The sequence below is a fragment of the Thalassospira sp. ER-Se-21-Dark genome (genome assembly GCF_017922435.1).
In the GTDB taxonomy this organism is placed as follows: domain Bacteria; phylum Pseudomonadota; class Alphaproteobacteria; order Rhodospirillales; family Thalassospiraceae; genus Thalassospira.
Map to the genome: position 1 here is coordinate 898,370 of NZ_VDEZ01000001.1, position 24,514 is coordinate 922,883.

23 protein-coding genes are annotated in these 24,514 nt (G+C 55.8%); 3 read left to right on the forward strand and 20 right to left on the reverse strand.

What is annotated here, in order from left to right; translation table 11 throughout:
• Nucleotides 1-14 precede the first annotated feature (14 nt).
• The 10 genes from ureC to FHI25_RS04115 form a co-directional block, all read right to left on the reverse strand.
• Nucleotides 15-1,727 (reverse strand): urease subunit alpha, encoded by a 1,713-nt coding sequence (ureC, locus tag FHI25_RS04070; protein WP_210515325.1) that lies wholly within the window; start codon nucleotides 1,725-1,727, stop codon nucleotides 15-17.
• Between the two features lie 17 nt (nucleotides 1,728-1,744).
• On the reverse strand, nucleotides 1,745-2,050 hold the full coding sequence (locus tag FHI25_RS04075; RefSeq protein WP_008888419.1) for an urease subunit beta: 306 nt from the start codon (nucleotides 2,048-2,050) through the stop codon (nucleotides 1,745-1,747).
• An 11-nt stretch (nucleotides 2,051-2,061) separates the two neighbouring features.
• A complete protein-coding gene (locus tag FHI25_RS04080) occupies nucleotides 2,062-2,364 on the reverse strand; it encodes an urease subunit gamma (RefSeq protein WP_210515327.1) in 303 nt (100 codons plus the stop codon).
• A 26-nt stretch (nucleotides 2,365-2,390) separates the two neighbouring features.
• Nucleotides 2,391-3,323, reverse strand: a complete 933-nt coding sequence (locus tag FHI25_RS04085; RefSeq protein WP_210515330.1) for an urease accessory protein UreD — start codon at nucleotides 3,321-3,323, stop codon at nucleotides 2,391-2,393.
• 161 nt (nucleotides 3,324-3,484) lie between these two features.
• On the reverse strand, nucleotides 3,485-4,180 hold the full coding sequence (gene urtE / locus FHI25_RS04090; RefSeq protein ID WP_210515333.1) for an urea ABC transporter ATP-binding subunit UrtE: 696 nt from the start codon (nucleotides 4,178-4,180) through the stop codon (nucleotides 3,485-3,487).
• A 12-nt stretch (nucleotides 4,181-4,192) separates the two neighbouring features.
• Nucleotides 4,193-4,993: an urea ABC transporter ATP-binding protein UrtD gene (gene urtD, locus FHI25_RS04095; protein ID WP_063086766.1), complete on the reverse strand. Its 801-nt coding sequence runs from the start codon at nucleotides 4,991-4,993 to the stop codon at nucleotides 4,193-4,195.
• Nucleotides 4,990-6,165, reverse strand: a complete 1,176-nt coding sequence (urtC, locus tag FHI25_RS04100; RefSeq protein ID WP_064787639.1) for an urea ABC transporter permease subunit UrtC — start codon at nucleotides 6,163-6,165, stop codon at nucleotides 4,990-4,992. The genes urtD and urtC overlap by 4 nt, the downstream gene beginning before the upstream one ends.
• 3 nt (nucleotides 6,166-6,168) lie before the next feature.
• Entirely contained in the window at nucleotides 6,169-7,872 is a 1,704-nt protein-coding gene (gene urtB, locus FHI25_RS04105; RefSeq protein ID WP_246878887.1) for an urea ABC transporter permease subunit UrtB, read from the reverse strand.
• A 126-nt stretch (nucleotides 7,873-7,998) separates the two neighbouring features.
• Complete coding sequence (urtA, locus tag FHI25_RS04110; protein ID WP_008888426.1) at nucleotides 7,999-9,273, reverse strand: urea ABC transporter substrate-binding protein; 1,275 nt, start codon at nucleotides 9,271-9,273, stop codon at nucleotides 7,999-8,001.
• Nucleotides 9,274-9,636: 363 nt separating this feature from the next.
• Nucleotides 9,637-10,590 carry a LysR family transcriptional regulator gene (locus FHI25_RS04115; RefSeq protein WP_246878888.1) on the reverse strand — a complete coding sequence of 318 codons (954 nt, stop codon included), beginning with the start codon at nucleotides 10,588-10,590 and terminating at the stop codon, nucleotides 9,637-9,639.
• Nucleotides 10,591-10,690: 100 nt separating this feature from the next.
• On the opposite strand from FHI25_RS04115, the gene FHI25_RS04120 reads away from it, so the two are divergent.
• A complete protein-coding gene (locus FHI25_RS04120) occupies nucleotides 10,691-11,674 on the forward strand; it encodes an MBL fold metallo-hydrolase (RefSeq protein WP_210515338.1) in 984 nt (327 codons plus the stop codon).
• Nucleotides 11,675-11,780: 106 nt separating this feature from the next.
• Here the strand turns inward: FHI25_RS04120 and FHI25_RS04125 are convergent, their stop codons facing one another.
• The gene (locus FHI25_RS04125) at nucleotides 11,781-12,977 is read right to left on the reverse strand and encodes a urate hydroxylase PuuD (protein ID WP_210515340.1); all 1,197 of its coding nucleotides are present in this window, start codon (nucleotides 12,975-12,977) and stop codon (nucleotides 11,781-11,783) included.
• Between the two features lie 280 nt (nucleotides 12,978-13,257).
• On the opposite strand from FHI25_RS04125, the gene FHI25_RS04130 reads away from it, so the two are divergent.
• Nucleotides 13,258-14,169, forward strand: coding sequence for a LysR family transcriptional regulator (locus tag FHI25_RS04130; protein ID WP_210515343.1), 912 nt, complete (start codon nucleotides 13,258-13,260; stop codon nucleotides 14,167-14,169).
• Nucleotides 14,170-14,243: 74 nt separating this feature from the next.
• On the opposite strand, the gene FHI25_RS04135 is transcribed toward FHI25_RS04130, so the two are convergent.
• The 3 genes from FHI25_RS04135 to FHI25_RS04145 all read right to left on the reverse strand — a co-directional run bounded on the left by FHI25_RS04135 (nucleotide 14,244) and on the right by FHI25_RS04145 (nucleotide 17,107).
• A complete protein-coding gene (locus tag FHI25_RS04135; protein WP_210515345.1) occupies nucleotides 14,244-15,281 on the reverse strand; it encodes a histone deacetylase family protein in 1,038 nt (345 codons plus the stop codon).
• A gap of 78 nt (nucleotides 15,282-15,359) precedes the next feature.
• Nucleotides 15,360-16,529, reverse strand: a complete 1,170-nt coding sequence (locus tag FHI25_RS04140; RefSeq protein WP_008888431.1) for a methyl-accepting chemotaxis protein — start codon at nucleotides 16,527-16,529, stop codon at nucleotides 15,360-15,362.
• 44 nt (nucleotides 16,530-16,573) lie between these two features.
• On the reverse strand, nucleotides 16,574-17,107 hold the full coding sequence (locus FHI25_RS04145; RefSeq protein ID WP_008888432.1) for a PAS domain-containing protein: 534 nt from the start codon (nucleotides 17,105-17,107) through the stop codon (nucleotides 16,574-16,576).
• Nucleotides 17,108-17,469: 362 nt separating this feature from the next.
• Between FHI25_RS04145 and FHI25_RS04150 the strand changes: the two genes are divergently transcribed.
• Nucleotides 17,470-17,832 carry a hypothetical protein gene (locus FHI25_RS04150; protein ID WP_210515348.1) on the forward strand — a complete coding sequence of 121 codons (363 nt, stop codon included), beginning with the start codon at nucleotides 17,470-17,472 and terminating at the stop codon, nucleotides 17,830-17,832.
• Between the two features lie 83 nt (nucleotides 17,833-17,915).
• Here the strand turns inward: FHI25_RS04150 and FHI25_RS04155 are convergent, their stop codons facing one another.
• The 6 genes from FHI25_RS04155 to xdhC all read right to left on the reverse strand — a co-directional run bounded on the left by FHI25_RS04155 (nucleotide 17,916) and on the right by xdhC (nucleotide 24,511).
• Nucleotides 17,916-18,998 (reverse strand): BMP family ABC transporter substrate-binding protein, encoded by a 1,083-nt coding sequence (locus tag FHI25_RS04155; protein WP_246878889.1) that lies wholly within the window; start codon nucleotides 18,996-18,998, stop codon nucleotides 17,916-17,918.
• Between the two features lie 211 nt (nucleotides 18,999-19,209).
• Entirely contained in the window at nucleotides 19,210-20,130 is a 921-nt protein-coding gene (locus FHI25_RS04160; protein WP_210515351.1) for an ABC transporter permease, read from the reverse strand.
• Nucleotides 20,130-21,209 (reverse strand): ABC transporter permease, encoded by a 1,080-nt coding sequence (locus tag FHI25_RS04165; protein WP_120224104.1) that lies wholly within the window; start codon nucleotides 21,207-21,209, stop codon nucleotides 20,130-20,132. Before FHI25_RS04165 ends, FHI25_RS04160 begins: the two co-directional genes overlap by 1 nt.
• The gene (locus tag FHI25_RS04170; protein WP_120224103.1) at nucleotides 21,196-22,830 is read right to left on the reverse strand and encodes an ABC transporter ATP-binding protein; all 1,635 of its coding nucleotides are present in this window, start codon (nucleotides 22,828-22,830) and stop codon (nucleotides 21,196-21,198) included. The genes FHI25_RS04165 and FHI25_RS04170 overlap by 14 nt, the downstream gene beginning before the upstream one ends.
• Before the next feature lie 63 nt (nucleotides 22,831-22,893).
• Nucleotides 22,894-23,367, reverse strand: a complete 474-nt coding sequence (locus FHI25_RS04175) for a nucleoside deaminase (protein WP_008888438.1) — start codon at nucleotides 23,365-23,367, stop codon at nucleotides 22,894-22,896.
• 103 nt (nucleotides 23,368-23,470) lie between these two features.
• Nucleotides 23,471-24,511, reverse strand: a complete 1,041-nt coding sequence (xdhC, locus tag FHI25_RS04180) for a xanthine dehydrogenase accessory protein XdhC (protein WP_210515354.1) — start codon at nucleotides 24,509-24,511, stop codon at nucleotides 23,471-23,473.
• Between the last annotated feature and the right edge of the window lie 3 nt (nucleotides 24,512-24,514).

Sequence of the window (24,514 nt, forward strand, 5' to 3'; positions counted from 1 at the left end):
TTCTCAGCCACCGATCAGAACAGGAAGTAACGCTGCGCCATCGGCACAACATCCACCGGCTGACAGGTCAGAAGCTCACCATCCGCCGTCACCTGATAGGTCTCCGGATCAACTTCCATTACCGGCAAAGCATCATTCAGTTTCATGTCCTTCTTGCCGATATTGCGCGTGTTCGACACCGCCAGAAGTTCCTTCGACAGGCCGAACTCGGCGGCAATGCCCGCATCAATGCCCGCTTGCGAGACAAACGAGAAGCTCGATTTCGCAAGCGCATTGCCGTACGCGCCAAACATCGGACGATAATGCACCGGCTGCGGCGTCGGGATTGATGCGTTCGGATCGCCCATGGCGGCGGCGGCAATCATGCCCGCCTTGATCACCATGTCGGGCTTGGTGCCAAAGAACATCGGCTTCCAGACAACAAGGTCGGCGATCTTGCCCACTTCGATGGAGCCGACATGCGCACCAATACCCTGCGCAATCGCCGGGTTGATGGTGTATTTCGCAACATAGCGTTTGGCACGGAAGTTATCGTTGCCCTTGCCAGAATCCTCAGGCAACGCACCGCGCTGCTTTTTCATTTTATCTGCCGTCTGCCAGGTCCGGGTGATGACTTCACCAACGCGCCCCATGGCCTGACTGTCTGACGAGATAATCGAAAACGCGCCAAGGTCATGCAGGATATCCTCGGCCGCGATGGTTTCACGGCGGATGCGGCTTTCGGCAAAGGCGACATCTTCGGGGATCTTCGGATCAAGGTGATGGCAGACCATCAGCATGTCCAGATGCTCGTCAATCGTATTGACCGTGAACGGCCGGGTCGGATTGGTCGAGCTCGGCAGGACGTTGGCCTCACCACACAGCTTGATGATATCTGGCGCATGGCCACCACCGGCACCTTCGGTGTGGAAGGTGTGAATGGTGCGGCCCTTGAACGATGCACGGGTATGTTCGACAAAGCCGCTTTCATTCAAGGTATCGGTATGGATCATGACCTGCACATCAAGGTCATCAGCGACCGACAGGCAGGTATCAATCGCAGCCGGGGTCGTGCCCCAGTCTTCATGAAGCTTAAGACCACAGGCACCCGCCTTGACCTGTTCTTCAAGCGATCCCGGCAGGGTCGCATTGCCCTTGCCAAAGAAACCGATATTCATCGGAATGCCGTCTGCCGCCTGCAGCATCCGGGCAATGTGCCACGGACCTGGCGTACAGGTTGTGGCGTTCGTGCCCGCCGCCGGGCCGGTACCGCCGCCCAGCATGCTGGTCACACCGGAATAAAGCGCGTCTTCAACCTGCTGCGGGCAGATCCAGTGAATGTGGGCATCAATACCGCCAGCGGTGATGATGTTGCCTTCACCGGCAATGATCTCGGTGCCCGGACCGATGATGATATCGACACCGGGCTGCACATCCGGGTTCCCGGCCTTGCCGATTCCGGCGATGCGGCCATCGCGAATGCCGATATCGGCCTTGATGATGCCGGTGTAATCAAGGATCAGCGCATTGGTGATCACGGTATCTACCGCGCCATTGGCGCGCGTTGCCTGTGACTGACCCATGCCATCACGGATCACCTTGCCACCACCGAATTTGACTTCCTCGCCAAGGGTGGTGAAGTCTTTTTCGACCTCGATGATCAGGTCGGTATCCGCCAGTCGCACCTTGTCCCCGACGGTCGGGCCAAACATGGCCGCATAGGACGGACGATCAATTTCGTAAGCCATTTATTCCATCCCCCCGCTTAAAGCTTGCCGTTGATTTTGGCGTTAAAGCCATAGACCGTGCCGGTCCCGGCATATTTCACCAGATTGACTTCACGCGACTGGCCCGGCTCAAAACGAACAGCGGTCCCCGCCGGGATATCAAGGCGAAAGCCACGTGCGGCTTCGCGGTCAAAATCAAGGCCCGGATTGGTTTCATAGAAATGATAGTGCGACCCCACCTGCACCGGACGGTCCCCGGTATTGGCAACGGTGATGGTTTTGGTTTCACGCCCCTCGTTGAGGATGAGGCTGCCTTCCTTGGTAATGATTTCACCTGGAATCATGGCCGGTCTCCTTAACGAATGGGTTCATGAACGGTCACAAGCTTCGTCCCGTCCGGGAAAGTCGCCTCGACCTGAATTTCGTGGATCATTTCGGCAATGCCATCCATTACCTGATCGCGCGTGATCACGGTCGCCCCGTCGCGCATCAGATCGGCAACAGATTTGCCATCGCGCGCGCCTTCAACGACATAGTCGGTAATGATCGCGATAGCTTCGGGGTAATTAAGCTTCACCCCCCGTGAAAGGCGATTGCGCGCCACCATGGCGGCGACCGAAACCAGCAGTTTGTCCTTTTCGCGTGGCGTCAGATTCATGCCTGCCTACTCCTTGGCTTCATCAATTAAATCTCCCACAAACGCGGCAAGCGTGCGGGAAGCCCCCTTGTTTGATGGCGGAACGTTTTCCACCACGCACCATAAACCCGGCGCAATTTCATCGGATCGCGCGCCATGAAACGGGCAATCACAATGCCCTTCATCGCGGTCGCGGCACACAAGACATCGCGCGCCTCAAGCCCCTCAGACGCCTGCGCCAGACAGTCACGCGCGGCTTCAAGGTTTTGTTCCGCGCCCTGCCCGACCAGAATGGCGGTCGCATTGGCGCGTGCACCGTCAAAGGCGGCCGCGTGATCAAGCATGCGCAACACATCACCTTCCAGATGCAGCGCATCGCGCCAGATCGGGCGACCGTCAATCGAAACATCCCACGCATCGCGTGCCAGGCCCGTGGTAAACACCTCGCCGCGTGCAAGGCGGCCAAACACCATCATCTCGCCGGCCATGACCATGCCGCTTCCCGATGCACGCACGGTGGTTTTGCGTTTCAGCCGGGCCTGATCAAACAGGATGCTTTCATGGGGCAACCATTCAAGCCACCCGCCATCGGCCACATCCAGATCAACCGACATTTCGCAATCCGGCCCGACCGACCGGTAAATCTTTTCAGCCGCCTGCGCGGTAAACAGGGCGGATGCGCCCGCCTCCACCTTGCCGGTAAAGGCCAGCTTATCGCCACCGACCATGCCGCCCGATGTCGTGACCAGAACGGCCGTCGCGAGATCCCCCGCAACCGGGCGCGGGAACAGGATTTTCATCGGGTCACGGTAATAAAGATGATCAAGGGCTGCATGCCCGCCCCGATGCGCCGCACCCGTGCCCTGACGAAACGTCACCTCGGCCCGGCCATCGGTAATGATGCGGGTGGGCGTTACTGGCGTTTCCATCTCCACATTCGAATCTGCGGATGTTGTCGGTTCAAGTTTGCGAAGCTGCACAAAGTCACCTGATTAATGCGGCCCACTTATGGAGCCTTAATATCAAGGGTCCTCACAGCAAGATGCGGGCCAACCGCCAACGCCCCGCCGATATAGGGAGTTTGGCGGCATCTGGCCCGATTGACAGCATCCAGTTTGCGCAAAATTTTGGCAAATGCCGATCAAACAGTCAGATAGGCACGGACTTTTTCACGATCGAGCGTGTCTTTGGCACCAGACAAAACAACCTCTCCACGTTCAAGCACGACAATCTCGTCGGCCAGTTCGTGCGCGAATTCAAAATATTGCTCGACGAGCAGGATCGCCATATCACCGCGGTCGGCCAGCTGTTTGATGACGCGCTGAATGTCCTTGATGATCGATGGCTGAATACCCTCGGTCGGTTCATCGAGCACCAGCAAACGCGGACGGGTGACAAGCGCGCGCCCGATGGCCAACTGCTGTTGCTGCCCGCCCGAAAGGTCCCCACCGCGACGTCCCAGCATGTCGCGCAACACCGGGAACAGTTCAAAAATCTCGTCGGGGATATGGCGCATGGCGCGCGGCAATGCGGCAAAGCCGGTCTCAAGATTTTCCTTCACGGTCAAAAGCGGGAAGATCTCGCGCCCTTGCGGGACAATCGCGATACCGTTGGCCGAGCGACGATAAGACGGATCGCGCGATATATCCTTGCCTTCCCATTTGATGTTGCCATCTGCAATCGGGTGCTGGCCAACAACGGCCCGCATCAGGGATGTTTTGCCAACCCCGTTACGGCCCAGAACCGCGGTAACTTTGCCGGTTTCCGCACTCAGCGACACCTTGCGCAACGCATGGGACGCGCCATAGAACAGATCAATATTGCTGACATCAAGCATGACAGTTTTCCCCTAGCGTCCCAGATAGACTTCAATGACCCGCGGGTCTTTTTGCACGTGATCAAGGCGCCCTTCGGCCAGAACCGATCCTTCGTGCAGAACAGTCACCTTGCAATCAAGGTCGCGGACGAATTCCATGTCATGCTCAACCACCACGACCGAGTATTCCTTGGAAATCGACCGTAAAAGTTTCGCCGTTTCCTCAGTCTCGGAATCGGTCATGCCGGCAACTGGCTCATCGACCAGAAGAAGTTCGGGTTCCTGCATCAACAGCATGCCGATTTCCAGCCACTGTTTCTGCCCGTGCGAAAGGTTGGCGGCCATCTCATCACGCTTGTCTTCCAGCATGATGGTGACCAGCGTCTTTTCGATCTTGATCTTTTCCGCATCAGAAAGGCGATGGAACAGGGCCTGAAACACCCCTCGCCCGCCCGAACACGCTAAAAGCAGGTTGTCGAACACCGTATGGCTTTCAAACACCGTCGGCTTCTGGAACTTGCGGCCAATGCCCAGATTGGCAATCTCCGCCTCGTCCAGCTTGGTCAGATCGATCTCGCTTTTAAACAGGACATCACCGGTATCAGGTCGGGTTTTGCCGGTGATAATATCCATCATGGTTGTCTTGCCCGCCCCGTTCGGGCCGATGATGGCACGAAGTTCGCCCGGCTCGACATAGAAGGACAGGTTATTGAGTGCGCGGAACCCGTCAAAGGTCACCGACACACCATCGACGTAAAGGATGGTTTCCGACCGCGCGGATTTGACCTGTTCCTCGTCCGAGGCATTCTTTTGAATGGCGGCTGCTTCGCTCATGCCTTGCCTCCTTCATTTGCGCGTCGTTTGCGCCAGGTCGTGAACAATGATTGCCGATCTGCCGATCCGAATGCCGGCACCGCCCCGATCACACCTTTTGGCAGGAACAGGGTCACCGCAATGAACAACCCGCCGAGGAAGAACAGCCAGAAGTCCGGCATCGCCCCGGTAAAGAAGGTCTTGGCATAGTTGACGATAAACGCGCCAAGCACCGCTCCATAAAGCGTGCCGCGCCCGCCAACAGCAACCCAGATAACGATTTCAATCGAAAGGGCCGGGGCAAATTCGCCGGGGTTGATGATGCCGACCTGAGGCACATAAAGCGCACCGGCGATCCCGGCCATGACAGCCGAAACGGTAAAGACAAACAGCTTGTAATATTCAACCCGATAGCCCGTGAAACGCACCCGGCTTTCGGCATCCCGAATGGCAATCAGCACCTTGCCCAGACGTGACTGGGTAATGCCGCGCGCCACCGTATAGCAGATGCCAAGAAACACACAGGACGCGACAAACAAGCCAGCCCGTGTGCCATCCGATTGCAATGAATAGCCCAGCAGATCCTTGAAATCGGTCAGACCGTTATTGCCACCAAAGCCCATATCGTTGCGGAAGAAAGCCAGCAAGAGCGCATAGGTCATGGCCTGCGTGATGATCGAAAGATACACCCCCGTCACGCGCGACCGGAAGGCAAGGAAGCCAAACACAAAGGCCAAAAGCCCCGGCACAAACATCGCCATAACAATGGCAAACCAGAACATGTCAAAGCCATACCAGTACCATGGCAATTCCTGCCAGTTCAGGAAGACCATGAAGTCCGGCAGGATCGGATCACCATAAACGCCACGATCACCGATCTGACGCATCAGATACATACCCATGGCATAGCCACCAAGTGCGAAGAACGCCCCGTGGCCCAGCGACAAAATCCCGCAGAACCCCCAGATCAGATCGACACTGAGTGCCAGCAGCGCATAGCAAAGATACTTGCCCAGCAGGCTGACCATCCAGGTCGGCACATGGAAGGCGGAGCTTTCGGGCAACAACAAATTGCTTGCCGGCACCAGAATGGCGGCTGCAATCAGGATACCCAAAAGGATCATCCCGCCGCGGTCTTTCAACAGCCAGCCAATCACCGGTGTCATTTGATACTTTTGACGATAATCGGTCATGGATCAGGCCTCCACTGCGCGACCCTTAAGGGCGAACAGCCCCTTGGGTCGTTTCTGGATAAACAGGATCAGCGCAATCAGAACAAAAATCTTGGCCAGAACGGCACCTGCCATCGGCTCAAGGAACTTGTTCACAATGCCAAGGCTGAATGCGCCCAGCACCGTGCCCCAAAGGTTCCCGACCCCACCGAACACGACGACCATGAAACTGTCGATAATGTAAGTCTGACCAAGGTTCGGGCTGACGTTGGAAATCTGGCTGAGCGCCACACCAGCGATGCCTGCAATTCCCGACCCCAGACCAAAGGTCAGCGCATCGACATAACCGGTCCGGATACCAACCGATCCGGCCATGCGCCGGTTCTGTGTAACGGCGCGCATCTGCAAACCAAACGCGGTATAGCGCAGCACGGCTGCAATACCCGCAACCACGATGATGCTAAACAAAATGATCCACAGCCGGTTATATGTCAGCACCAGACCGGTCGAAAATTCAATCGCACCACTCATGAAATCAGGTGCGGTGACCTGCTGGTTGGTCGCCCCGAAAATCGTTCGGATCGCCTGCTGCAAGACAAGGCTGACACCCCATGTCGCCAGCAAGGTTTCAAGCGGCCGACCATAGAGGAAACGGATGACAGATCGTTCGATCACAACTCCGACTGCCCCCGCGACCAAAAAGGCGGCTGGCACTGAAATCACCAATGACCATGCCGACCCGGATGGCAGAATGGTCCCAAGCGCCTGCTGAACCATAAAGGTGGTATAGGCACCGATCATGATCATTTCGCCATGCGCCATATTGATCACGCCCATCACGCCAAAGGTGATGGCAAGACCAACCGCCGCCAGCAACAAAACCGACCCCAGACTGATACCGCGATAGACATCCCCAATCGTCTGCCAGGTCGACAGGCGCCCCTCGACGGCTTCAAGCGCATCCTCGGCGGCGGCAACCACTTCGGGCTCGTAGCCTTCTGCCTCGGCACTGGCGACAAATTGCGACAGCACCGCACGAATTTGCGGCGTGGTTTCACTGGCCAGAACATCAATCGCGCTTAGGCGTTCTTCGGTAGTTTCACCGGCCGCCAGTGCCATGGTGGCCTGCGCCAGTTCCATCCGTGCCAGAAGCGTTTCATCCTCTTCGCGATCAATCGCGCGCAGAAGCAACGGCAACATCGCCGGATCACGGGCATCCATGATCTGCTCGACCGCAGCACTTCGGATATTGAGATCCGGGCTGAACAGGTTCAGCGTCGCCAACGCATCGCGCAGCGCACCACGCAGACGGTTGTTGATCTTGATCTTGGAGAGTTCCTTGGATGAACTTTCACCGACTTCTTCGCCGCTGACGATGTCGATATGGGTAAAGACCTTGCCCTTTTTGGTGGCGATGACGACATGCTCGTCGCTGTCGCGAACATAAAGGTCCCCATCAAGCATGGCCTTAAGGATCGGGGCGACGCGCGGATCACCGTCCGCTGCCATTTCCTCGATCACCGCGACCTTCTTGCTCGCACTTTTATCATTTAACTGTTCGGCGATGTTTCGCAGTTCTTCGTCGCTGAATGCCTGTGCGCTATTGGGTGTCGCGACCACAAGCAGGGCCAGACACGCGATCAAGGCACCCAGTCGAAGGGCGACGTCACGCGTTTTGGCCAATGAGAACGGAGAACGGCGCAGCACTGAAAACATGTCATTGCGCATGATCACCAAACCTTTGAATTCAATATGGAAAATTGGATAAAGAAAACGCGGACAGCCGGCAGGTGCTGATTGCGTTGAAAATGAACAGGCCGGTCGCGTTGCCACGACCGGCCCATCCGTAACCAATTAGTACATCGGTTTTTCACAGTTGCCGCAGACCCACGGATAGGTCCAGTCGGCGGTCAGCTTTGCGCTTTCCGGCAGGAAGTCCGACCATGCATCACCAACGACGGTGCCTTCGGTTTCCCAAACGATGTCAAACTGGCCATCATCCTGGACTTCGCCGATCAGAACCGGCTTGGACAGGTGATGGTTGGTGTTCATGACAGCGGTACCGCCGGTCAGGTTTGCAACTTCCTGGCCATACATTGCCTGACGAACCGCATCGACATCGGTGGTGCCAGCCTGCTCGACAGCCTGTTTCCACATGTTAAAGCCGATATAGGTAGCTTCCATCGGATCGTTGGTTACGCGCGACTCATCACCGATGAAGGCGTGCCATTTTTCGATGAAGGCCGTGTTGGCATCAGACTCAACCGACTGGAAGTAGTTCCAGGCAGCAAGGTGACCAACCAGCGGCGCTGTATCGATACCAGCCAATTCTTCTTCACCAACCGAGAAGGCAACAACCGGAATGTCTTCGGCTTTGATGCCCTGGTTTGCCAGTTCCTTGTAGAACGGAACGTTCGCGTCACCGTTAATGGTCGAAACCACGGCGGTTTTCTTGCCAGCAGATGCGAATGCTTTCACGTCAGCAACGATCGACTGCCAGTCAGAATGACCGAACGGGGTGTAGTTCTCCATGATGTCTTCATCGGAGATACCCTTGCCGTTCAGATAAGAACGCAGGATCTTGTTGGTGGTACGCGGATAAACATAGTCGGTACCCAGAAGAACGATACGCTCGGCAGAGCCGCCATCTTCGCTCATCAGGTAATCAACAGCCGGAATGGCCTGCTGGTTCGGGGCTGCACCGGTGTAAAACACGTTGCGCGAGCTTTCCTCGCCTTCGTACTGAACCGGATAGAACAGCATGCTGTTCAGTTCTTCGAAGACCGGCAGAACCGATTTACGCGAGACCGACGTCCAGCAACCGAAGACAACAGCAACCTGTTCCTGTTCGATCAGTTCGCGGGCTTTTTCAGCAAACAGCGGCCAGTCAGAAGCCGGGTCAACAACAACGGCTTCGACTTGTTTGCCAAGCAGACCACCATTCTTGTTCAGGTCATCAACCAGCATCAGAACAGTGTCCTTCAGCGTGGTTTCGGAAATCGCCATCGTCCCGGAAAGAGAGTGCAGCACACCAACTTTGATGGTTTCTGCTGCTTGTGCGGCTGACATTGCCATTGCAGACACTGCCATGGCCCCGGCGCCAATGAGCGCCTGAAGCTTCTTATTCATTTATAGCCTCCACTGAGTTTCTATTGCACCGCCGTTGCACTTGCTAAAACCGTGCCAGACTCAGAGGCCAGATCGAATAAAATCGCGAATCGAGGGATTCTCACGCAATAAGAAACCATTTTACAGCTATTTTGGGGAAAATATTTGCGTAAGCCGTGTTTTGAATGACTATTTTTCAATCATTGATTACATTTTGATTAATTTTTGATCATGTTGACGTCAGGGTTTTCACAGCCTATCTGGAGCGCGGAAGTTTCGCCTGCGCTGAGCTTATTGCACCACAATCTGCCCTGTGTCGGCCCGCTTCCCGCCCCGTCGGGAGACCGGCGGGGCGTTTTGATTTCTGGCTGTATTTGTCCGGAATTACTCGGCCGCCTGCAATTCGCGGTCCGGCGCGATCGCGTTAATTGCTGTGCGGATTTGATCACGCAACCAGATCAAACCAACATCCTTGTCCGTCCACACAGCCCAGTTCATCCTCACCGGCGGAAACGCCACATCAATCGGCATCGGGCAATAAGACAACCCGAATAACGGCGCATACTGGTTGGCAATACGACACGGCACAGTGGCAATCACGGCACTGTTTCGGGCCGCTGCCAGAAGCGGCATGAAATCAGGCGCCGCCAGAACAACATCAAGTTCGATGCCCATCCCCTGAAGCGCGACGCCAACACACCCGGCGACATTCTCGGTCTGGGACAGAACCGCATGCCGCGATGCCAAATATTGCGCACGCGACATCGGCAGCGGCAAATCGAGAATATCGGGATTAAAACAACAGGCGACTTCCGAGTTGAACAGAACCTCGCCGAAATGGCCTGTGTTGAGTTGGCTTTTGCAGCCAATCGCCAGATCGATCTCGCCGCCATTGATCATTCTATCAACCGTTTCAGACGTGATGGTACGGCTCAAAATCTTGATGCCCGGTGCCTGCTGCTGCAAATGCTGCATCAGAACCGGCAGCAAAATCATGTCCATTTCACCGGTCACGCCCAAACGGAAAACACGCTGGGCGGTTTGCGGATCAAAAGAATCCGTCGCATGAAGGGCGTTCTGTGCCTGCGAAAGGGCGGTGCGCACCGGCCCGGCCAGCGCACGGGCTTTTGCTGTCGGCTGCATTTTCTGACCCACACGCACAAACAGGTCATCGGCCAGCAACATGCGCAAGGTATTGAGATTGTGGCTCATTGCGGACTGCCCGATGCGCAGTTTCTCGGCCGCTTTGGTCACGCTCATTTCCTGCATCATGGCGTCAAACGCAATCATCAGGTTGAGGTCAAATGACCGTAAATTGAAATGATCAATATTATCCATGACTGGTATCGATTTGATTACTGACTGATCGCACTATAGCCTTTCCCCATCAGCTTACAACCCGTCGGCTCACACCGGCATGATTTGAGGGAAAAGAAAAATGCTATCACGTCGTGATTTGCTCAAAAGCACGCTTGCCGCCGGTGCCGTTGGCGCGATTGGCAGCACCGTCTTTGTGCCACTGGCCGCAAAGGCAAAGGCACCGCTGGTTGGCACACAGGCACCGGGCTATTACCGTGTCATGGTCGGGGATGTCGAAGTCACCGCCCTTTCTGATGGTGCGGCCCAGTTCCCCATCGCCGATCTTTACGTCAACACCACGCCCGAACAGGCACGCCTGGCCCTTGCCAAGGCGTTTCAGGGAACCCCAACCTATCTTTCGGTCAATGCCTATTTGCTGAATTTCGGGGATCGTCTTGTATTGCTCGATGCGGGTACGAGCGATCTGATGGGACCGGCACTTGGCAAACTTCCGGCTAATATGATTGCCTCGGGCTATCACCCTGATCAGGTTGATGATGTCGCGATTACCCACATTCATCCCGACCATACCGGCGGCCTGACACTGGCTGGCAACAAGGTCTTTGCCAATGCCACCGTCCATGTTCCAGAGGCAGACGCCGCGTTCTGGCTCAGTGCCGAAAACAAGGCGACCGCGCCTGAAGATGCCAAGGCGTTCTTTGATCAGGCGGTTACGGCCCTGACCCCCTATATCGATAGTGGCAAGCTTGCCAAATACGCACCCGATGCCCCGGCGATCGAAGGCATGGTCAACACCACTTTCCGCCCCGGCCACACGCCAGGCCACAGCGCGCTTTGGATCGAAAGCAAGGGCGAGAAGTTTGTTTATTGGGGCGACATTACCCATGGCGATGTCGTGCAGTTTGACGATCCGAATATTGCCATCGCCTTTGACGGCGACACCGACATGGCAATCAAATCACGGGAAGCGGCCTTTGCCGAAGCAGTACAGGACAAGTACCTGGTTGCTGGCTGCCACGTCGCCTTCCCGGGATTTGGTCATGTGCGCGAAGATGCCACGATGTATGACTGGGTACCGATGAACTATCGCGCTGACGTTTAGGTTGGAATTGATCCCCCATCCCCGCCGACCTTAAAGCAATCCGTCAACGCAAAAGAGCGGTCGTGGTGTACGACCGCTCTTTCCTTTGGATCTTGTCCCTGTCTGCTTATTCCGGCATGCCAGCCCGGATCCACTGGCCAAGCTGCGCGCGTTCCTCGTCGGTCATTTCCGTCATATTGCCAAGCGGCATGGCCCGGCCAATAACCGCCTGTGCGAGAACACGCTGCGCATTGGCTTCGATCTGTGCCAGATCATCAAACATCACGCCTGCCGGGGCTTCGTCAAAGCCCTCGTCACTCGGGTTGGCCGAATGACAGGTCGAACAACGGGTCTGAACGATGGCCAAGGCATGGTTGGCGGTAATCACGTCGTCATCGGCACGCTTGACCGCGTTCGGATCATAGGACGCAAACATCGCAAGGATCGCCATCCCCACCCCAGCCGACGGAAGCTGCCAGGCAATCGCCTTGCCGGTGCCGCCTGCATTGTGTGTGTTAAAGAAATGGCGCACCAACCCACCGATGATCAGGATCAAACCGACAATCAGCCAGGACTGATCATGGGAAAACAGCATCGAATAGTGATTGCTGATCATCATAAGCAACACCGGAAGCGTCAGGTAGTTGTTATGCGTTGAACGCTGCTTGGCCTGCAGTCCCAGTTTCGGATCGGGCTTTTCCCCGGCCATCAGGCTGGCCACGACCTTTTTCTGGTTGGGGATGATGATGCGAAACACGTTAGCGGCCATGATCGTACCAATCATCGCACCGACATGGATAAACGCACCGCGCCCGCTGAACACATGGGTAAACAGATAACTCGCCGCCATGATCAGGATGAACAGCGCGACCGCAAGCGTATCGGTGCGTTTGCCAATCGCACTTTTGCAGATGATGTCATAGATCACCCAACCGGCAAACAGGCTGCTAAGCCCAATCAGGATCGCATCCATCTTGGTCAGCGCCAGCACGCTTGGGTCGATCAGATAGCTTTCGGCACTCCAGTAATACATGGTGACCAAAAGTGCGAAGCCGGTAATCCAGGTGAAATAGGCCTCGTATTTGAACCAATGCAGTTCCGGCGGCATGGAACTGGGGGCGACCATCCATTTGTTCACATGATAGAACCCGCCACCATGCACCATCCAGGCTTCGCCATAGACACCTTCATCCATGTCCGGGCGCTTGCGCAAACTCAGGTCAAGCCAGACGAAATAGAACGAAGACCCGATCCAGGCGATGCCCGTAATCAAATGCGCCCAGCGCAGGATCAAATTGATCCAGTCCTGAAACAGAATATCCACGGTGCTTGAAACCTCCGTCTCGCCTGTGCGCGGTTTCCGGCGCGCTGACAGCCCTGCCTTGATGATGATGCCCGGGACTTTTGAAGTCGCTCTGATGGCTTTATCCGGGTTCAATCCAGTCGATCTGTTTCCTAACACAGTCACCCGACCGGCTCTATTATTTAGGGGTTGAGCATAATCGAAATGACTTTCAAATTAATCTTTAAAATGGCACAGTGTGCCCGCCAATTTGCACGTAGAATAATGCAAAAGACCTCAGACATCAGGAGCTTCCCGCGCCATGTCCGACTTCGAGGACATCCAGATTTTTGTCCGTGTTGCCGAACTTGGCAACCTTTCTGCGGCCGGGCGTGAATTGCGCCATTCGGCGGCTGTGGTGTCAAACCGGATTGCCCGCCTTGAAGAACGGCTTGGGGTGCGTTTGCTCAATCGCACAACGCGCCGGGTCAATCTGACGACGGAAGGCGATGTCTATTACCGGCACTGCCTGCGCATTCTTTCGGAAATGCAGGAAGCCGAAAACGCCATCGCCAACCAGAAAAACACCACCCGCGGCCCGGTCACGCTGACCTGCCCGGTGGCATTCGGCAACAAGTTTGTCGCCCCGATCATTCCGAAGTTCGTTGATCAGAACCCGGATGTGCAAATCCGCCTGCATCTGTCCGATCGGTTGCTGGATCTGTTGCAAGACAAGGTCGATCTTGCCATCCGCATTGCCGAGCTTAAGGAAAGCTCGCTGATTGTCCGCAAGCTGGCCACCAACAAACGCATGCTGGTCGCAAGCCCGGATTATATCAAAAAGAACGGCGCGCCCAAGGTGCCCGCCGACCTTTTGAACCACAATTGCCTGCTGCTGCGCTTCCCGGGATCACAGCAATATCAATGGACCCTGCAAGGGCCGAATGATGAGCCCCCGGTCACGCTGGCCGTCGCTGGTTCGATGGATTCCGATAACAGCGAAGTCCTGACCCGCTGGTGCCTTGACGGGCATGGCATTTCACTGAAATCGAACTGGGAAGTCGACGAATATCTGCGCGACGGACGCCTTCAACGCGTCCTGCCCGATTACCAGCCACCGTCACACGCGGTCTATACGCTCTATCCGGAAAACCGTTATCTGCCGACGCGGGTCCGCGCCTTTGTCGATTTTCTGGTCGCGGAATTTGGCGGCACACCGCCCTGGGAACGTTAAACAAATAGAATGCTAAACAAAAAAACGCCCCGAACAGATGCCGGGGCGATTTTTTGTATTCGATTTAGGCCGGTCTAGCTTTTGGCAAGCGCCAGATACCCGCTTAAAACCGCGGCAACGTTTTGCCCGATCACATCATGGGCATAACCGCCTTCCATGGTGAACATGGTTTTAAGCCCCATACGCCCGATCATCTGCCCGATGCGGTTAAAATCATCGGTCTGGAGTTTGAAGTCGCAAATCGGTTCGGCCTCGTGGGCGTCAACACCAAGGGCCACCACCAGCGCATCGGCCTGCCAGGTCAGAAGTTTCTGCATCGCCTTGGCAAAGCCAGCCCCCCAGCCCGCGAAATCCGTACCCGCTGGCAGCGGGATATTCAGGTTGGCACCCTGCCCGTCATTGCGTCCGGTTTCATTGGCATAGCCCATGAAGAACGGGAATTGATGGGTTGGATCAGCATGGATGGAAATCGTCAGAACATCGCCGCGCTCATAGAAAATGTCCTGCGCACCGTTGCCGTGGTGGTAGTCGATATCAAGGATGGCGACCTTTTTTGCCCCCTTGGCAATCATGTGCTGGGCGGCGATGGCGGCATTGTTCAAGAAGCAGTATCCACCATAACGGTTGGCATGGGCATGGTGCCCCGGCGGACGGGTCAGGGCAAAGGATGCTTCGCCTTCGCTCCAGGTTGCCTCAGCTGCCGATATGACGGTTTGCGCCCCCCAATAGGCGGCCTTCCAAGTCCCCTGGGTTATCGGTGTATCAGATGAAATGGCGTACTGACCCAGACGCGCGCTGATATGTTCGGGCTTGCCGCCTGAAAAACCGCCCGTCGGCCAGACATAGGGGAAGGCGTCACCGCTTTTCCCTGCCTTGGTCCATTCGCTCCAGGCGTTTTCCAGAAAATCAATATAGTCCGGCTCATGGATCGCGCGGATCGGGCCGAGGCCATGATCGGTCGGATCAACCAGCTGCGCCTTGATCGCGTGCGCGACGGCATCGCGAATGATCGGAATACGCCGGGCATTCTCGAAACATGGCACCATGCGTCCGTGATGCATTTCGCCTGCCCCGTCATGGGCATCGTGGCGCGAATTGAAGAAAACCCGCATGGCACCGCTCTCCTGACTGAAAATCCTGACCGGGTACCATCATGACGCCCGACGCATCCTGTTGCACGCAGAAAGCGGCTATTTCTTGGCGGTATAAAGCAGCTTTTCGATGGTATCGAGGAACACACCCAACTGATTGCGCAGGCTTTCCGACTGATCGGCAAGACGACTGGCCATGTCGCGTGTGGTATCGGCAGCCTCCCCGGTACGCCCGGCCATATCGGAAACCACGGTGATATTGTCGGTGACTTCCTGTGCGCCGCTTGATGCCTGTTCGACATTGCGCGTGATGTTGGTCGACAGGTTCGCCTGGGTTTCAACATTGCCCGAAATCGTATCCGAACGTGCCGCCAGATCATCGATTACGCCTGCGATCTCGCGGATCGAACCGACGGACTGTTCAATCGCGGTCTGAATGTCCTGAACCTTTTCCTCGATGCTTTCGGTCGCCTTGCTGGTCTGGTTGGCAAGTCCCTTGACCTCGTTGGCAACCACCGCAAAGCCCTTGCCGGCTTCACCGGCACGTGCAGCCTCGATCGTCGCATTCAGCGCAAGCAAGTTGGTCTGAGCTGCGATGTCACGGATAAAGCTGACCACTTCAACGATCTCGCCAGCCGCCGCTTCCAGCTGTCCGATACGACCATCGGTTTCCTGGGCAAGGCCGTTGGCGCGGTTGGCGATCTCAACCGATTCACGCGCCTGTTCGGACACATTGCGGATTGCCTCGTTCAGCTCTTCGGATGCGGCCGAAAGTTCGCTGACATTGGCCGCCGTCTGGCGGGCCGCAGCGGCAACGTTGGTCGACCGTGAACTGGTTTCATGGGCGATGGAGTTGGCGTCCCCGGATGCCTCAGAAAGGGCGGATGCGGCATTGGCAATGTCATCAACCGCGGCAAAGGAACCGCTTTTGAATTCATCAAGAATGTCAGCAAACCCGGACAGCTTCTTTTCGATGGAGGCACTTGCAGCATTAATCCGCTTGGCCGAGGACAGGTAATCACCGACCAGCCCGGTTTCCACGATGCGCCGGTAATAACGGTTTTCGGAAACAGCCCCCATGGATGCCGCACTTTCGCGCAGGAACGCATCATTGCGGTCAATCAGCCGGTTGATCGCAATAAACAGTTCGCGCATGTCAGGATGACTGTCGACATTGGTAATGCGGGCTTCATAATCACCGTCCGCTGCGGCCAGAACCACATCCAGTGCCTTTTTGATACCCGATTTTGAACCACCGAACAGAGACATTAGAACCTCAAACCTTGCATTTTCGGGAACCGCTTTGCGATCCTCTAGAGACTTTGGATAAACTCGTCGTAAGACATGCCCATATCAGAAAGCTTCTGTGACAAGGCCTCGGATGCGGCATTCATGCCGTCCTTGCGATTGGGCAGACTGTCCTCGATCTTGCGGAGTTCCGCATAGAGAGGAATGATCGTTTCGCTCAGAACCTTTGGATCGGGCACCCGGCGGTTGGAATGGTATCCAATCACCTTGTGACTGGCATCAAAGGTCGGCGTCACATGGGCATAGACCCAATAATGATCCCCGTTGCTGGCCATATTCACGACATAGGCAAAAATCTCGTGACCGGATGAAATCCGGTCCCACATAAGCTTGAAAACGCTGCGCGGCATATCTGGATGTCGGATCAGCGCATGCGGCTTCCCCAAAACCTCACCTTCCGAATAATCAGAAAGGCGCAAAAACACCTCATTGGCGTAGGTAATATGCCCTTTGAGATCCGTCTTGCTGACGATCAACTCGTCCGGTTTGAAATGACGTTCCCGCCCAGAAGGCTGAATGCCTGAAGGCTTTTCACTCACCTTTAAGACCCCGATACTTTATTTTTATTTCCAAACATGCCCGCAATTTCGGGCTGCGGGCAGGATGAATTACTCGATTATCATGTGAAAATGATCGTGCGAAGCTAAATATTATTTTTCCACACGTTTCATTCTCAATACCTAACACAGTAATCTGGAATTATTATTGGATAAAGTATTATCCGTTTAGTAGATATTCAACCTGCGATTACCATTTTTCTTTCTGCGCCAATCACAGATTTCCAGTATCGGCAATCCACGAGACATGCGCGAAACGAAACAAACCCAAATTCATGAATTAAGCATCTTTGTAACGATTTCATGTATCATCGCTGCAAACGGGAACCGTCAGGGACACACCGATGTCGAAAGATCTTCGGAATTTTCCATATCGTGTCGTTATTCACGAGAAACATTCCGCCCAAGCTGTGCTGGACTGGCTCGACATCAATGTCATGAGCAAGAACTGGACAATGGGCATTCGGAATATCGAGCTCCCGCGTGGCGACCAGAATGCCCCGATTGTCGATATGGTGATCTATTTCAGTCGCCGTGAAGATATGGAACGCTTCCGCGACAAATGGGCCGGTAAAACCCGCGAACACAAAGTCAAGCTACATGGCTGGCGCGCGGCACTCTATGCCTTGCGGCATCCAAAAACCGAAATGATCGCCTATGAAAAGTCAGACGAACCAAGTCGACCCAATCCCAAGAAACCGACCTGACAAACCGTCATAAGAAAAGCCCCGCGCAAGCTAATGCACGGGGCTTCGTCATTTAACCGATCCGGATGGATCGGAAATCCGACTTATTTCGGCAGTTCGGCATCGATGCCTTTGATGTACCAGTCCATGCCAAGCAGCATGCCGTCATCAGCAACTTCGCCTTCTGCAACGCGCAGTTCGCCTGCCTGATCATAGATCGGGCCGGTGAACGGATGGAATTCACCCGAAGCAATCTTGGCAGCAGTTTCTTCTGCCAGTGCTTTCACGTCATCAGGCATGTTGGTGTACGGTGCCATTTCGACCATGCCGGTGTTGATACCACCCCAGGTGTCTTTGGATTCCCAGGTGCCATCGGCAACGGCCTTGGCGCGGGCAACATAGTAGCTGTCCCAATTATCAACGATCGCGGTCAGCTGTGCCTTCGGTGCGAACTTGATCATGTCGGAAGCCTGACCGAAACCAAGAACGCCACGGTTTTCAGCAACCTGAAGCGGTGCCGGGCTGTCGGTGTGCTGAACCATGATGTCTGCACCCTGGTCGATCAGCGCCTTGGCAGCATCGCCTTCCTTGCCCGGATCATACCAGGTGTTGGCCCAAACGATTTTGACCTGCACGTCCGGGTTAACCGACCATGCACCCATCATGAAGGAGTTGATACCACGGACAACTTCCGGGATCGGGAAAGAGCCGACATAACCAACGATGTTCGACTTGGTCATTTTACCGGCGATCACACCAGCAACATAACGGCCTTCGTAGAAACGTGCGGCATAGGTCGAGATGTTATCCGCACGCTTGAAGCCGGTTGCATGTTCGAATTTCACATTCGGGAACCGCTTGGCAACTTTTTCGGTCGGGTTCATATAACCGAACGAGGTGGTGAAGATCAGGTTGTGGCCAGTCTGGGCCAGCTGAGTGATCACGCGTTCAGCATCGGCACCTTCCGGCACGCTTTCGACAAACGTGGTCGAAGCAGCATCGCCAAGTTCAGCTTCAATGGCCTGACGGCCAATGTCATGACGGTAAGACCAGCCATGGTCACCAATCGGGCCGACATAGACAAAACCGGCCTTAACGTCTTCGGCCTGGGCTGCACCCATGCCGGTTGCGAGGGCACCAACAGCCGCAACGGCGGCAAGTGTGCGCTTCACGAGGCTTGCATTCATAGTTTCAGTCTCCCTGTTAGACACTCAATCAGGATTTATACGTAATTCCTGATCGCAATCAATGACGCGTTCCTGCACAAACCAAATCTCAGACAAACCGGCCAGGCCCTGCCCGGCTTGTGTGAGGTTTGGCAAGCACAGTCTTCCTCCCGTCGTCGGGCCGAAACATCATTTAACGTGTTCCGGTCCCGCTGTTAAGGCCGCCAAAACCCTATTGGGCGGCCCTGAACGCCTGACCAATACAGGCCGGCGCATTCAGTCTGATTTTCGCACGGTCACTGGAAATAATCACCAGCACGATTACGGTCGCCAGATACGGCAACATCGACATGAACTGGCTGGGCACATGAACACCAGCACCCTGGGCATGCAGCTGCATCACTGAAATCAGGCCAAACATATAGGCCCCGGCAACCAGACGTCCCGGACGCCACGTGGCAAACACCACCAACGCCAGCGCGATCCAGCCACGACCAGCCGTCATGTTTTCTGCCCACATCGGCGTGTATGAAAGCGACAGATACGCGCCACCAAGGCCTGCCATCGCCCCGCCAAACATGGTGGCAAGATAGCGGATCTTGATCACCGAATAGCCAATCGCATGCGCCGAATGATGGGAATCCCCAACGGCCTTAAGAATGAGACCCGCACGCGATTTGACAAGAAACCACCAAATCCCGATCACAGCCGCAATTGACAGATAAACCAGGAAGTCCTGACCAAACAGGATCGGGCCGATGATCGGAATGGCACTGATGCCCGGGATCGAAAGGGCTGGCAGCGGATCAATCGCAAAGCCGACAAACCCCGATCCGACGAGGGCTGAAAAACCAACCCCGAAGATCGTGAGCGCAAGACCCGTCGCCACCTGATTGGCCATCAGGGTGAGTGTCAGGAATGCAAAGATCAGCGACATCAATGTGCCAGCCACAACAGCGGCCAGAATGCCGAGCACAGCCGACCCACTGGAAGCGGTCACCGCAAAACCGGTAATCGCCCCAACCAGCATCATGCCCTCGACGCCAAGGTTAAGCACACCGGATTTCTCGGTAATCAGCTCACCCGATGCTGCCAACAAAAGCGGCGTGGAAGCAGTGATTACTGTCAGGGTAAAGGGAACAATCCATTCCATTATGCGGTTCTCCCTTTTGCCGCGATGGAGCCGAAACGAATGCGGTATTTGGTCAAGACATCACTGGCCAGCAGGAAGAACAGCAAGATGCCCTGGAACAGACCGGTCACAGCATTGGGCAGGCCGAGTGTAATTTGCGCCAGTTCGCCCCCCAAATAGGTCAGCGCCATGATCAAACCGCCAAACAAAATGCCCACCGGATGCAAACGCCCAAGGAAGGCCACGATAATCGCTGTAAAGCCATAACCGGGCGAGATCGATGGCTGAAGCTGCCCGATGGGGCCGGACACCTCAAACAAACCGGCCAAACCGGCCAGCGCACCGCCCAGAAGAAGGGTAAACCAGACCATGCGTTTTTGACGGAACCCGACATGGCGGGCAGCCTGCGGGGCCTTGCCGACAACGCGCAACTGGAACCCGATCACCGATTTTGACAGCAACAACCAACCGGCAATCACGACAAACACCGCAACGGCCGTACCAAGATGCACACGCGATCCTTCAAAGATGATCGGAAGCAAACCGGCATCCGGGAACGGGCGTGATTCCGGGAAGTTGAAGCCTTCCGGGTTACGCCACGGACCATGAACGAGGAAGCTTAGAAACAGCGTTGCGACATAGGTCAGCATCAGGCTGGTCAGAATTTCATTGGCGTTAAAGCGCGTGCGCAGCAATGCCGGGATCGCCCCCCAAAACGCGCCGCCCAGGGCGCCCAGCACAAACATGGCCGGCAGCAAAAGCACGCTTTCGCTGTCATGGAAATAAAGCGCCAGACCACCGCCGAAAATCGCCCCCATGGTCAACTGGCCTTCCGCCCCGATGTTCCAGACATTCGCCCGGAACCCCATGGCAAGACCGACCGCAATGATGACAAGCGGGGTCGCCTTCACGAACAGCTCGGAAATGCCGTAGCTGTTATTGATCGGCAGAATGAAAAACGTATAAAGCGCGTCAAACGGATTCTTGCCCATAAAGGCAAAGATGATCCCGCCGACGACAAGCGTCATAAGGATTGCCAGAACCGGCGACAGATAAACCATCGCCTGTGAATGCTGGCGACGGGGTTCAAGCCTGACCAACGCGACCTCCCTCTACTTGCGTGTTGTTCGCCGGGGTCGCGTTGCCTTCAAGATCATGAAGCCCCCCCATCAACAGACCAATTTCCTCGATGCTGACATCGGCCATCGGACGCGGTTTGGACATTTTGCCTTCCGCCATCACCACCACCGAATCACAAATGGCATAAATCTCGTCCAGATCCTGCGAAATCACCAGAACCGCTGTGCCCTTCGCCGCCAGATCCAGCAATGCCTGATGAATGGCACTGGCCGCCCCGGCATCAACGCCCCAGGTCGGCTGGGAAATCACCAGAACACCCGGGTCCTGCAAAATCTCGCGCCCGACAATAAATTTCTGAAGGTTGCCACCCGAAAGCGATCCGGCCTCTGCCCCGGAACCAGTGGTGCGCACATCAAATGTCTTGATGATGTTATCGGCAAACGACTTGGTCGGGACTTCGCGGATCAGACCGCGTGCCGAAAGCGCCATCCGCCGGAACGCGGTCAAAAAACCGTTTTCCGACAGGCTCATATCGGGCACGGCACCATGTCCGTTGCGTTCTTCGGGCACGAACGTCGCGCCCAGTCGACGACGGCGGCGCGGGCCGAAATGGGCGACCGATTTGCCATCGATCTTGATACTGTCCGGGGCCGCTTGCTGTTCGGTTTCGCCGGCAAGGGCGCGGAACAATTCGTTCTGCCCATTGCCGGCAACCCCGGCAACACCCATGATTTCACCACCGCGCACCTCAAGATTAATCCCCTTAAGGTCGGTACCGAACTGTTCATCACTTTCAAGCGACAGATTGGAAACCGCAAGCCGGACATCGCCAAATTCGCGGGATTTACCCCGATCTGGCGCGGTCAGTTTCTGGCCGATCATCATTTCGGCCATCGATTTTGCGGTTTCTTCGCGCGGGTCACAACCGCCAACAACCTTGCCACCGCGCAGTACAGTTGCCTTCTGGCACAGCGCCTTCACTTCATGCAGCTTGTGGCTGATATAAAGGATTGCACAGCCTTCATCGGCCAAACGACGCAGCGTCTCAAACAACTTTTCGACTTCTTGCGGCGTCAGGACCGAGGTCGGCTCGTCCAGGATCAGAAGTTTTGGGTTCTGCAACAAACAACGCACGATTTCGATGCGCTGACGTTCACCGACCGACAGCGTGTAAACATGACGATCCGGATCAAGCGGCAGGCCATAGGTCTTTTCAACCTCAAGCACCTGCTTGCGCAGCGCATCCATATCGCGCACGTCATTCATCGCTAGCGCAATGTTTTCAAGAACCGTCATGGTTTCAAACAGCGAGAAATGCTGGAACACCAGACCGATCCCCATTTCGCGCGCATCATGCGGGCTTGCGATCGTGACCGGATTGCCTTCCCAGATCAGCTCGCCCTCATCGGCCTGCAGCACGCCATAGATGATTTTCACAAGCGTACTTTTGCCAGCACCGTTTTCCCCCAACAGCGCATGGATTTCACCAGGTTCGATACGGAAACTGATATCGTCATTGGCCAGACAGCCCGGAAAGGCCTTGGTTACGCCGCGCACTTCCAATTGCGCAGGCCCACCAGCCCCCTTCACGGTATTTGCCCCGGCTTCACCGGTCGTTGACGTCACTGTTGCCACCCCCATTTAGCGATATGTCTTGCATCCAGCACGCGGTTTTACCGCATAACGCATTGCAGTCAAACGGTCTCAATATTCGATCTTGTCGGCTTTCGCATCCCAGGCGGCAAACACTTCGCGCGCTTCGGGCAAATCGACATGCACAATTGGCAATGAACGATCTTCGATCGGCTTTGCCACCTCATCATACAGAAACTGATCATCAAATCCGATGGCAGCGGCATCTTCGCGACCATTGGCATAATAGATCTTGTCAAGACGGGCCCAATAGATCGCAGACAGGCACATCGGGCAAGGTTCGCAACTGGTATAGATTTCACAGCCTGACAGATTGAACGTGCCAAGCTTGGCACAGGCCGCGCGAATGGCACTGACCTCGGCATGAGCGGTCGGGTCGTTCTGGGATGTCACATTGTTCCATCCTTCTGCAATCACTTCGCCATTGCGAACGATGATTGCCCCGAACGGACCACCGCATCCCTCATCCATCTTTTGCCGCGACAAATCCACGGCATGGCGCATATGGCCCTTGGCGTCACACACAGCCAATCTCTCCTCTACGAAACCTCTGGTCCGGTTGCCCGAACCGCCTGACAGGCCGTCATTGCGCGGCCCTTTATCATTAATATTGCCCTCAAAGAAGGCCTTAAGCGTCGCCCAACCCGTCTGATGCGGATTTTGGCATTTGCGTCTGCGCCATCTGTGCTTCACGCACCGATAACACCTGTGCGGCAACCGATGCCGCAATCACCACCGGCTGTTTGCCGGTAATGCCTTGAATTCCAATCGGAGTGGTCAGACGACCGATTTCAACCGGGCTCAACCCCCGATCAGAAAGACGTCGGATAAAGCGTGCACGCTTGGTTTGGCTGCCGATCATGCCAACAAAACCAAGATCATCGCGCACCAAAGCCGCCCGGCAGATCTCGAAATCAAGCGCATGGTTGTGCGTTAAGATCAAAACATGCGCCCCGGCCGGAATATCGGCGACCTCAGTCTCGGGCTTATCACTTTGACAAACCTGAACATTTTCGCCTTCAACACCCGCCAGAAATTCATCACGCGAATCGATCAGGTGAACATCAAACGGAAGCGGCGCCAAGGCCTGCACAACCGCCTTGCCGACATGCCCGGCACCAAAAATCCAAATCGGCGTGCGCGCGTCATCAAGGCGCAAACAAAGCGTTTCCACCCCGTTTAACGTAACAATCCCGCCGCGGGCCGCACCAAAACTGCCCGAGAGCATCTTGGCATGCGCACCACTGACCCGGGCGATGTCGCTGCAATCAGTCGGCACGGTTACCCAATGGCCATCTGCACTGACCGGTGCCGTCTCGATCTCTGTCAAAAAACTGCGCAACGTCTCTTTCGCGACACCGCCCAACAGATGAAAACCGACCTCGACCGATCCACCGCAACACTGTCCAAGCCCCGGCCCCAACGGAAACCGCACGATCTCGGCAAGGGTTACTGTATCGACACCTTGGGCAAATCCGTCACGCACCCGGCGTGTGACCTGATGTTCAAGGTTGCCACCACCAATCGTGCCCGAAATCGCATCCGGCGTGATCAGCATGAAGGCGCCGACTTCCCGCGGGGTGGATCCGCGAATGGCCGCAACACTGACCAGCATCACCGGACCGGGTTCAGACAACAGCCTGATATGATCGCGCCGCGACAGGGCCATGAT

What these genes read in the sequence shown, in the direction of transcription:
- FHI25_RS04130 (WP_210515343.1), top strand. Translation starts at nt 13,258, where the DNA reads ATGTCCGACTTCGAGGACATCCAGATTTTTGTCCGTGTTGCCGAACTT.
- FHI25_RS04150 (WP_210515348.1), top strand. Translation starts at nt 17,470, where the DNA reads ATGTCGAAAGATCTTCGGAATTTTCCATATCGTGTCGTTATTCACGAG.
- xdhC (WP_210515354.1), bottom strand. Translation starts at nt 24,511, where the DNA reads ATGGCCCTGTCGCGGCGCGATCATATCAGGCTGTTGTCTGAACCCGGT.
- urtD (WP_063086766.1), bottom strand. Translation starts at nt 4,993, where the DNA reads ATGAGCGAAGCAGCCGCCATTCAAAAGAATGCCTCGGACGAGGAACAG.
- urtB (WP_246878887.1), bottom strand. Translation starts at nt 7,872, where the DNA reads ATGCGCAATGACATGTTTTCAGTGCTGCGCCGTTCTCCGTTCTCATTG.
- urtA (WP_008888426.1), bottom strand. Translation starts at nt 9,273, where the DNA reads ATGAATAAGAAGCTTCAGGCGCTCATTGGCGCCGGGGCCATGGCAGTG.
- urtC (WP_064787639.1), bottom strand. Translation starts at nt 6,165, where the DNA reads ATGACCGATTATCGTCAAAAGTATCAAATGACACCGGTGATTGGCTGG.
- FHI25_RS04135 (WP_210515345.1), bottom strand. Translation starts at nt 15,281, where the DNA reads ATGCGGGTTTTCTTCAATTCGCGCCACGATGCCCATGACGGGGCAGGC.
- FHI25_RS04120 (WP_210515338.1), top strand. Translation starts at nt 10,691, where the DNA reads ATGCTATCACGTCGTGATTTGCTCAAAAGCACGCTTGCCGCCGGTGCC.
- FHI25_RS04140 (WP_008888431.1), bottom strand. Translation starts at nt 16,529, where the DNA reads ATGTCTCTGTTCGGTGGTTCAAAATCGGGTATCAAAAAGGCACTGGAT.
- urtE (WP_210515333.1), bottom strand. Translation starts at nt 4,180, where the DNA reads ATGCTTGATGTCAGCAATATTGATCTGTTCTATGGCGCGTCCCATGCG.
- FHI25_RS04170 (WP_120224103.1), bottom strand. Translation starts at nt 22,830, where the DNA reads ATGGGGGTGGCAACAGTGACGTCAACGACCGGTGAAGCCGGGGCAAAT.
- FHI25_RS04155 (WP_246878889.1), bottom strand. Translation starts at nt 18,998, where the DNA reads ATGAATGCAAGCCTCGTGAAGCGCACACTTGCCGCCGTTGCGGCTGTT.
- FHI25_RS04080 (WP_210515327.1), bottom strand. Translation starts at nt 2,364, where the DNA reads ATGAATCTGACGCCACGCGAAAAGGACAAACTGCTGGTTTCGGTCGCC.
- FHI25_RS04075 (WP_008888419.1), bottom strand. Translation starts at nt 2,050, where the DNA reads ATGATTCCAGGTGAAATCATTACCAAGGAAGGCAGCCTCATCCTCAAC.
- FHI25_RS04160 (WP_210515351.1), bottom strand. Translation starts at nt 20,130, where the DNA reads ATGGAATGGATTGTTCCCTTTACCCTGACAGTAATCACTGCTTCCACG.
- FHI25_RS04115 (WP_246878888.1), bottom strand. Translation starts at nt 10,590, where the DNA reads ATGGATAATATTGATCATTTCAATTTACGGTCATTTGACCTCAACCTG.
- ureC (WP_210515325.1), bottom strand. Translation starts at nt 1,727, where the DNA reads ATGGCTTACGAAATTGATCGTCCGTCCTATGCGGCCATGTTTGGCCCG.